The sequence below is a fragment of the uncultured Romboutsia sp. genome, from assembly GCF_958366745.1.
GTDB lineage: Bacteria > Bacillota > Clostridia > Peptostreptococcales > Peptostreptococcaceae > Romboutsia > Romboutsia timonensis.
Window position 1 is genome coordinate 1 of the sequence record NZ_CATXCO010000187.1, and the last position, 4,798, is coordinate 4,798.

A 4,798-nucleotide genomic window follows, 5' to 3' on the forward strand; every position below is an offset into this window, starting at 1 on the left:
TTATTTATATTATATTTATACCTAGATTGATAATTTTAAAACAAAAAAGTTATAAATTTATCCAAAAAATATCAAATTTTATTAACTATATTAGTTTGGTAAAAATATATGATTAATATACTTAGAATTTACAATGATTTTAAGTAATAATAGGTTATGGTATTTAAACTAGTTATAAAAAAATCTATGTGATATAATTAACCATATATTGGGAAATTATATATAATGATGATACTAAAAAGAAAAGATTTTAAATTATTTATAATTTAATTTATATTCAGGAGGATAATTATGGAAGATATAAATAGGGATTGTAAGATGATATTAAAACATATAAAAAAGTGTACAAATGCTATGGATTTTGATGGATATACTGATGCCGGTATAATTGGATATTTTATTAAACTTCTCTTTAAAAGGATTCACATGAATCATTTTAAAGAAATAGAATACTATACAAAAAAGATAATTAAATATACAGAGGAAAATAATATAGATATAAAAATAGATGGATTTGAAGAGTATGTAAATTCTTCGATATTATATAATGCATCTCAGATATCAATATTAGCGTATAAGCAATATGAATATAAAAGTAAGTACTTAGAAGAACTAAGGAAGAGTGTAAATACTTTATTAGATATAATAAATAAAGAAAGTATTTAATACTAAAATTTTTAATTAAAATTAAACGCTATGTTTAAGAAAGTTGTTGATTTTTGATATAGTATTATGATATGTAGGGTATAATATAGATATATTAAAATTTCGGAGGATTTAATTGGATGAATGCAAATTCTATAATAAAGTATTTATTGACTTTAGATAAAAATGAACAACAAAAAGTATTTAATTTTTTAGAAGAAAAGTTAATTATAGGTTCTTTAACAACTCAAATTAAAGAGGATATTAAAGAGAATAGGTTTGCATCAGGCAAAGTATGTCCTCATTGTAAAAGCAATGAAGTCTCAAAAAATGGAAAATATAAAGGTAAGCAAAGATATATGTGTAAATCATGTAATAAAACATTTACTGACTTTACGTTCTCTCCTTGCTATCACTCCAAAAAAGATTTCTCAAAGTGGTTAGAATATATCAAATGTATGGTCGCTGGGTATTCTATTCGAAAATGTGCTGAAATAGTTGAAATAACTGTACCAACTTCATTTTCTTGGAGACATAAAATTTTAGATGCATTAAGATTATATATAGGAACAGGTCATGTATCAGGTCTTGTTGAAGCAGATGAAACATTTTTTAGATTATCGTATAAAGGTAATCATAGTAAGAATGCACTATTTACTATGCCTAGAAAATCTAATAAAAGAGGTCCTAACAGTAAAAAATCTATTGATGAAGAACCCAAAAAGAGAGGTATATCAAAAAATCAAGTTGCAGTAATGTGTGCTTTAGATAGAAACGGAAATATAATTTCAGAGTTGATTTGCAATGGAAGAATGAAATATAAAGATGTAGAGCGATTATTTAAAGATAGAATAGAAGAAAAATCAATATTGTGTATAGATTCTCATAAAAGTTATATTCGTTTAGATAGTAACTTTGACGTAGATATACAAAAAATAGAAACTGGAAAGTTTAAAAAAGGTATCTATCATATTCAACATATAAATTCTTATCATAGTAGATTAAAAAAATGGATGGATAGATTTAATGGGGTTGCAACCAAATATTTGAACAACTATATGTACTGGTTTAAATGGATTGAATTATTTAAAACAGACAAAGATTCTATGAAGTGTAAGAGATTATTTGTTCAATCTCATACATCTTATTCAAATACTAAAATCGAAGATTTTAAAAATAGAAAGCCATTGTATATATAAATTATATTTGTTATATTATCAATTGTAGAGTTTATAAAAAATGTTATATATACAGGGGGATATTTAATGAGGAAGTTATTTATAACAATTTCAAAAACTATTTTATTCTTTGTTGGGTGGGCAGTGTTAGTAGGTTTTACGCCCGATATTCCAACAGATAATCCAGCAATTCTAAGATTAGGGTGGGAATTCACTCCTTTGTTAACTATAATAGTATTTACTTTAGTTTTCGTATTTGTATTAGAAAAGAGAAATATAAAAGTCCCAATATTCAATGATTTTTACAAGAATTTTTTTATAGGAATTGTAACAGGATTTTTATGGTTAGGTAGTGTTGTTGTCATATTGATGCTTACTGGAATCATGGTAATACAAGGTGAAAATAAAGTAGAATACATTCTTATCTGGATGCTGTCTTCACTACTAAATGTAGTAATGCAAGAATTATTAATAAGAGGTTATTTATATCAGTTGTTCAAGAAGAACTACAATGCAATTATTTCAGGATTTTTAACTACTATATTATTTACGGCTATGCATGGAGGGGCTTTTGAAGCAGGGATTATTCCTGTTCTTAACATTATAACAATGAGTATATTTGTAATTCTTTTGTTAGAGTATACAGGCACATTGTTAGCACCTATAATTGTTCACTTTGTGTGGAATACAATAGGTTGCATTATACTTGGGGGAGTTTCTTTGGCTAGTGATTATCCTAATTTACTTAATAGTATATTTAAGGGAAACATACTTTTATCAGGTGGAATTTACAAAATTGAAGGTAGTATAATAGTATTGGTTATAAATATCCTTTTAATTGTAACTTTCTTCTTATTAAACAAGAATAAAAATAGCAAAAATTAATTACATTTACATATAAATTATATCGGATAGAAAAGAGGGCTTAAATTAGTCCTCTTTGTTTTTGTTAGTATACTACTTTTTCAACATTATTCTTAAACATAGCGAAATTAAATAAAAGATAGATTTTATGAAAAAGCATTTTATTAGAAACTACTATTCTATTTTCTATAGACGGTAGTTTTTTTATTATTAACAATATTGTTAGTTTTAAATTAGAAAATAGGAATTTTATTAAAATTTTTAAAAAATATTATAACTTTTTATAAACTTAAACTGTCTAATATATGAAAGGAGGTAAGTTATGGACGAAAAATTAATAAAAAAAGCTGTAAAAGGAAATTTTAATGCCTACAGTATACTAGTTAATGAACTTAAAAGTGATGGGTATAAATTAGCATATACAATACTTAAAAATGAACAAGATAGTATAGATGCATATTTACAGGCTGTTGAAAAAGGACTCAAAAATATCAAAAATTTAAAAGAAGTAAAATACTTTAAAAGTTGGTTTTTAAAGATAGTTATAAATGAAGCTAAAAATATAATATCTAAAAATAGTAAAGTAATATATTTAGAAGATGTAAAAGATTTAAAAGAAGATAAAGAAATTAATAGAGAAAATAAAATTGATTTAGAAAAGTCGCTTCAAAGTATAGATCCACAAACAAGAGAAATGATAAAGATGAAATATTATATGTGATATAAGCTTGAAGAAATAGCACAAATTCTAGATTTATCAATAGGAACGGTTAAAGGAAAAATGTATACTGCTTTAAAAAATATGAGAAAGGAGCTTAGTGATAGTGAAAATAGAGGATAAAGATATAGATAAATTATTAGAAGATTTTCAAGGCGCTGATATAAAAGTACCTGATAATTTAGATGAAAAATTAAATGAAAAGTTAAATTCTATTAAGCCTAATAAAAAATATAAGTCAGTAAGCAAATACTTAGTATCATCAGTACTTATTTGTATATTATCATATGGATTTATTCCATCTTTTAGAATTTTTGCAAATAATGTATTTGAATATATATTTGGAGATTTAGGGATTGAAAATGCAGTACAAAATGGGTATAAAGGCATAGAAAATCAAACTATAAATATAAGTGGATATGATATTGAAATAAGTAATATATATATTGATAGTTTAAGACTAAGCTTTGATACTACTATAAAAAATGCGGAAGTTGAAAAAGATAAACAGGGAAATTATATGAATACATATTTTATAAACGTAGTAGATGGATATGAACTAGGAAGTATAACTGTTGATCATGGTTTAAATGATAATAGATTTAATACAAATATTCAGATAATAGGTGATGGTATTACAAAGTTATATAATGAGAAAAAAGATAAGATAGAGATTAAATTAAGATTGACAGAGGGCCAATATGGAGAAATTTACAAAGAAGAAATTATTGGAGAGAAAAAAGTTTTATTTAATATTCCAAAAGAAATATATGATAGCAAAACTATAAACTTAAATAAAACTGTAACTGATGGTAAATTAAAGGTAGATATAAAAGATTTAAAAATATCACCTACGATGATGTATTTAAGAAGTGGTGGGGGTATAGATGGTATAGGTGATAGCTTTGGTTTATATAATTTTAAGATAGTATCAGAAAAAGGACAAATATATAAGGATAATATGATATTATCAGCTACAGGTGATAAGGATAACTTAAGACAGACTATAGTACCATCTATATATTATGGTGATAGCAAAAAATTCTCATTAAAAGCCGATGGATTCTTAATAGGACATAAGGCAGAGGTTAATATTAGATTAGATGATACTTATCCTAAAAAGATAAATTGCTTAGGTACTGATATAACTATAAATAAATTTGAGCGTAATGATAAAGGATTAAATATTGAAATTGAAGTTAATGACAGTAATTTTAGTTACTTTGGAGATGTGAATTTAGATGGAAGCTATTGTGCTGAAGAAGGGTATAGTGAGAATAATACTCATGAGTTTGTATTTAATATTAAGGAAAAAGATAACTATAAATTAATTGTTGAGCCTATAATCAAATATAAAATTCCTATAGACATAGATTTTACAAAAGAATAGTTA

At 24.5% G+C, this 4,798-nt stretch carries 5 protein-coding genes; all 5 read left to right on the forward strand.

Annotation, left to right across the window (positions count from 1 at the left end; translation table 11 throughout):
* Positions 1–291 precede the first annotated feature (291 nt).
* Complete coding sequence (locus Q5F54_RS10785; protein WP_302334417.1) at positions 292–666, forward strand: hypothetical protein; 375 nt, start codon at positions 292–294, stop codon at positions 664–666.
* Positions 667–785: 119 nt separating this feature from the next.
* On the forward strand, positions 786–1,844 hold the full coding sequence (locus tag Q5F54_RS10790) for an IS1595 family transposase (RefSeq protein WP_302334418.1): 1,059 nt from the start codon (positions 786–788) through the stop codon (positions 1,842–1,844).
* Between the two features lie 66 nt (positions 1,845–1,910).
* The gene (locus tag Q5F54_RS10795; RefSeq protein WP_071121114.1) at positions 1,911–2,708 is read left to right on the forward strand and encodes a CPBP family intramembrane glutamic endopeptidase; all 798 of its coding nucleotides are present in this window, start codon (positions 1,911–1,913) and stop codon (positions 2,706–2,708) included.
* Between the two features lie 301 nt (positions 2,709–3,009).
* Complete coding sequence (locus tag Q5F54_RS10800; RefSeq protein WP_302334419.1) at positions 3,010–3,408, forward strand: sigma-70 family RNA polymerase sigma factor; 399 nt, start codon at positions 3,010–3,012, stop codon at positions 3,406–3,408.
* Between the two features lie 103 nt (positions 3,409–3,511).
* Positions 3,512–4,795 (forward strand): DUF4179 domain-containing protein, encoded by a 1,284-nt coding sequence (locus Q5F54_RS10805; protein ID WP_302334420.1) that lies wholly within the window; start codon positions 3,512–3,514, stop codon positions 4,793–4,795.
* Positions 4,796–4,798 lie beyond the last annotated feature (3 nt).

Excerpts from the sequence above, each read along its gene's own strand:
- Q5F54_RS10785 (WP_302334417.1), top strand. The coding sequence starts at position 292 with ATGGAAGATATAAATAGGGATTGTAAGATGATATTAAAACATATAAAA.
- Q5F54_RS10790 (WP_302334418.1), top strand. The coding sequence starts at position 786 with ATGAATGCAAATTCTATAATAAAGTATTTATTGACTTTAGATAAAAAT.
- Q5F54_RS10795 (WP_071121114.1), top strand. The coding sequence starts at position 1,911 with ATGAGGAAGTTATTTATAACAATTTCAAAAACTATTTTATTCTTTGTT.
- Q5F54_RS10800 (WP_302334419.1), top strand. The coding sequence starts at position 3,010 with ATGGACGAAAAATTAATAAAAAAAGCTGTAAAAGGAAATTTTAATGCC.